The organism is Silanimonas sp. (genome assembly GCF_027530345.1).
GTDB lineage: Bacteria > Pseudomonadota > Gammaproteobacteria > Xanthomonadales > Xanthomonadaceae > Silanimonas.
Window position 1 is genome coordinate 1 of sequence record NZ_JAPZQK010000047.1, and the last position, 3875, is coordinate 3875.

The 3875-nt window shown below is 57.6% G+C and carries 7 protein-coding genes; all 7 read right to left on the reverse strand.

Annotation, left to right across the window (positions count from 1 at the left end; translation table 11 throughout):
• Positions 1-166 precede the first annotated feature (166 nt).
• A complete protein-coding gene (locus O9255_RS14420; RefSeq protein ID WP_297867568.1) occupies positions 167-445 on the reverse strand; it encodes a hypothetical protein in 279 nt (92 codons plus the stop codon).
• Between the two features lie 87 nt (positions 446-532).
• The gene (locus O9255_RS14425; RefSeq protein ID WP_297867569.1) at positions 533-826 is read right to left on the reverse strand and encodes a HigA family addiction module antitoxin; all 294 of its coding nucleotides are present in this window, start codon (positions 824-826) and stop codon (positions 533-535) included.
• Positions 826-1104 (reverse strand): type II toxin-antitoxin system RelE/ParE family toxin, encoded by a 279-nt coding sequence (locus tag O9255_RS14430; protein ID WP_297867570.1) that lies wholly within the window; start codon positions 1102-1104, stop codon positions 826-828. The genes O9255_RS14425 and O9255_RS14430 overlap by 1 nt, the downstream gene beginning before the upstream one ends.
• A 110-nt stretch (positions 1105-1214) precedes the next feature.
• Entirely contained in the window at positions 1215-1490 is a 276-nt protein-coding gene (locus O9255_RS14435; RefSeq protein WP_297867571.1) for a BrnA antitoxin family protein, read from the reverse strand.
• A complete protein-coding gene (locus O9255_RS14440) occupies positions 1450-1722 on the reverse strand; it encodes a BrnT family toxin (RefSeq protein WP_297867572.1) in 273 nt (90 codons plus the stop codon). The genes O9255_RS14435 and O9255_RS14440 overlap by 41 nt, the downstream gene beginning before the upstream one ends.
• A 133-nt stretch (positions 1723-1855) precedes the next feature.
• Positions 1856-2125 carry a hypothetical protein gene (locus O9255_RS14445; RefSeq protein ID WP_297867573.1) on the reverse strand — a complete coding sequence of 90 codons (270 nt, stop codon included), beginning with the start codon at positions 2123-2125 and terminating at the stop codon, positions 1856-1858.
• Between the two features lie 133 nt (positions 2126-2258).
• Positions 2259-3233 (reverse strand): hypothetical protein, encoded by a 975-nt coding sequence (locus O9255_RS14450; RefSeq protein ID WP_297867574.1) that lies wholly within the window; start codon positions 3231-3233, stop codon positions 2259-2261.
• Positions 3234-3875: the final 642 nt, after the last annotated feature.

The following is a 3875-nucleotide window of genomic DNA, read 5'->3' on the forward strand; positions in this document are numbered from 1 at the left end:
CCGGCGGCGGGGTAAGTGCGTCCGCTGGACGGGGAAACCCGTCTGGCGGCGCGAAAAAACCGCGAAATACGGCCAGATTGACGCGATTTCGGCCTTCAGGCCGCGAAATCACGAGGGTTTGGCGGGTTGTTCAGACCATCCCTAACGCTTGAACTAAGTGGCCACATCAATCGCGAAGCGATTGATTGGTCCGCTTGAGTGAACTGTTAGGCGCGCTCTCCGGCTCGGCATAGCCGAGAGGTTTCTGGGCGCCTGATGCGAATAGATCGTTGAGCAAAAGCCAAGCACCCTTGCGGGCGCGCTCGACCAGTTCTTCGGCCCGAGCCACGTCTCCATCAGACATCGCCCGGTTGGCGAGAGTCCCGAGATGATTCATGTGGATACAAGAATCCGCCCATCTCGTCAGGGACTCGCGATTGATCTGCAGGATGTCGTCGGGGTTCATGTATTGACCTCCCAAAGCGCGCCTAACGCTTGAGCTAAGCGGCCACATCAATCGCGAAGCGATTGATTGGTCCGCTTGAGCGAGTTGTTAGGCTGCCCGCACTTCAAGCTTGGCCACCCGCTTGAGGTCGACAGTCTTGCGAGCAACCCAAAGATCATGACTGTCCTGCATGGAAAGCCAGCTCTCCGGCGTGCGACCCAGTGCTTTTGACAAGCGCAACGCCATCTCGGGCGTGATGCGACTGGACCCATTGAGAACGCGGCTGAGAGTAGAAGCGGCAACGTCGAGCTTGACCGCGAGCTCGCGACCGCTAATGCCGTTGGGCTCGAGGTAAACGCCGGTGATGAACTCACCGGGATGGGGAGGATTGTGCATACGCATTAGTGATAGTCCTCATAGTCGAGAACATAGACGTGCCCATCCTTGAACTCGAAGGTTAGGCGCCAATTGCCGTTGACCCAGATAGACCAGCGACCCTTCAGTTTGCCCTTGAGCGGGTGGAGGCCGAATCCCGGGATGCTCAGATCGTCAATCACTTGGGCTGTGTCTAACGCCGCGAGCTGGAGCCTAAGCCGCCTAACGTGAGCGGCTTGGACGCCCGATGTCACTCCGCTCTCGTAGAGCTTGGCAAGGCCTTTGTGCCGGATCGACTTGATCATGGCCTACTGTAACCACACGTTGCGCGATGCGCAACACCGGGCAGCCTAACGCTGGAGCTAAGCGGCAGCATCAATCGCGAAGCGATTGATCTGTCCGCTTGAGCGAGATGTTAGGCGGCAGAACGGCGAGGCTTAGGAGCGCTCTTTTCGAGTGCCTCAGCCATGCGCGTCTGCCAGCCTGGGCCTGTCGCTTTCCAGCGCGCAATGGTCTGCGGCGGCAAGCGCAACGAAAGCAACTGCCTCGGATTGGCAAGCTTAGGTCGCCCACGACGCACAAGCTTATCGCCATCATACATGTCCGCCCCGGCGATCCAAGCGTCCGTGATCTCCGGCAAAGCGTCGGACTCAAGAGAGGAAGGGACGGAGTTTTTTCGCTTCGCGTTCATGACAGTGCCTCATGCTGATGATGCGTCTTGCAACGCCGCGTGGCGTCCATGCGAAAACTACAAGCCGCGCATCGAGCCAACCAACGGTAATGAATCGCGGCTCGCCGTAGTCTTTGCGGTCATCCGCGCGGGTGAAATGAGGTCCGGAAAAAACCTCTCCAGCGCGAACCAGATCCAGTCCGCGCTCTTGCAGGGTCCAATCGCGCTTCTTGGCATCGCAGGTGATTCGCACGGACTAATTGTAGCTACGCAAATGGCGTTGTCAAGGCGCCGCGCCCTCGCACGGCCGCCTAACGCCTGAGCTAAGCGGCCACATCAATCGCGAAGCGATTGATTGGTCCGCTTGAGCGAAATGTTAGGCCGCACTACACGGCGACCCAATAGAGCGCGACGGTAGCAATTGCCGCCGCGAGACCCAAGAGCGCATAGAGTCGTCGGGAGCGCTCCGCTTCCCTTCGCGCCATGGCCTGCGCTTCGGTGTAAGCCGCCGTGGCGCGCTCCATGCCCTGAACAATGGCGGCCATTTCCGTCTCCGCGTCCTCGATCGTGATCTGGCCTCGATCGATCCTATTGGCAAGATCGTCCAAACGAACAAGCGATGCGTCTTGCAACCGGGTGTATTCATCCTTTTCCATGGAATGCGAAATCCTTTGTTGTGCGGCCTAACGTCTGAGTTAAGCGGCAGCTCCAATCGCGAAGCGATTGGACTGTCCGCTTGAACGAACAGTTAGGTCATCGACCATAGCCGGAAGCACGCTCAAGTTCATTCTAGTGCAGCCTACGTAAGACCCAGCCGCGCTCCATCAAAAGCGCAATAACTCCAGACTCTGTAAGGATTGTACGGGCGGGCAAGTGCGTGATCATTGTGTCTTTTGTGTTGAACTCACTTTCGACGATGTCGACCCAGTGCATCGGGGCAACTGCGTACGGGTCCGGCGCACCCATCAACTCAGCCGTTCGCTGATTGATGAGACGCTCCCAGCAACGGTCAATAGCGGGTGTACGGTCGTAGTAGGAACGCAGAGCACTCATGTCGCGGCTGTCCCATGCATCTGCGCCTTCTTGGGATGCTTCGAGCGACTTACGAAGGTTCGTGACCGTGTGAGCGAAACAAGCTTCCGCCTTCGTTTCGTCAATCTGGAACGCCCTCACATCCTTGCTTTTGGCGTCTACCTCTAGGCGATACCGCGCATCGATTCGGTCGCTCTTACGATCCTCGAATGATGAGAAAAGAGCCCGGTATGCCGATGCCGTGTTCTGTACTCCGTAGTGATCCATCGCCGCCTCATAAAGCTCAAAAGCTGCATACGCAGGACGCATCCTTTCGACGCTTCGGTTCCGAGGCATATACAACGCTTTGTTCTCTGACCAGCTGGCATACAGCGCAGGATCGAGGATCGCCTCCAATGTTCCTCCATTCGGAATTCGCGTCGCGATGCGATATGCGCGGAGCATGAATAGGCCATTGAGCAAACCGACTGAATCGCCAGCAACCACACCCGGGCCGTAGATAAGCGCCTCCGCGCTCGAAGCCAAATCCTCAACAACATCGCTGTCGATGTAGTTGTCTTCCGTGATCCGGCGAGGGAAATAGTCAGACAGGATGACAAGTCGATCTTCGCCGCGACTGAGCTCCCAAGCAGGAACCGATGACTCCGCCTGAACCTTGACGTTATCCAGTGTGGGTACACCATCGGCTCCACCAGTTCCATCAAGTGAACTGGCGAGAACGGAAGTGATCATTAGCAGACCAAGAGCTATCGATCTAATCATGGGGAGATAGGAAGTGAGTGCCAAACAAAGGACCTAACGCTTGAACTAAGCGGCAGCTCCAATCGCGAAGCGATTGGACTGTCCGCTTGAGTGAGTAGTTGGGCGCAATGCGATCACTTGCATCGCGCCACGCCACCCAGAGTAGCAATGAGTCGGCCGCCCTGAGTGCGAACGGTTGGCAGCGGATCTTGACGGAGGTCGTACCCTGTCGGGCACTCTTTCGATGCTGCCGCCTCAAGCATGGGACCAAGCTCAAGATTTGCGTCTCGGTCCGCCGTCGGAACTCTCGTACTCGCCGTAACCAAAAGACTGATGGACCCGTCGTCCTTGCGTATTGCCGAGTAGTCGCTCTCGACCGCACCACTCGGACGTTCTGAATTGGTCGCACATGCCGTGAGGGCAACAATGACGATCAGCAATACTCCAGCCTTCACTACGGAACCTCCTTGTTGTCTGGTACGCAGTTATTGCGCCTAACGTCCGGTGCTAAGCGGCGTGAGCATCGCCTCAGCACAAAATTTTCGCCGGATGGCGGGGCGAACGTCCGCTTGAGCACCTAGTTAGCGGGACGGCGCTGCCTGATGTTGCCTGGCCGACGCCCGCTCGAGTGCC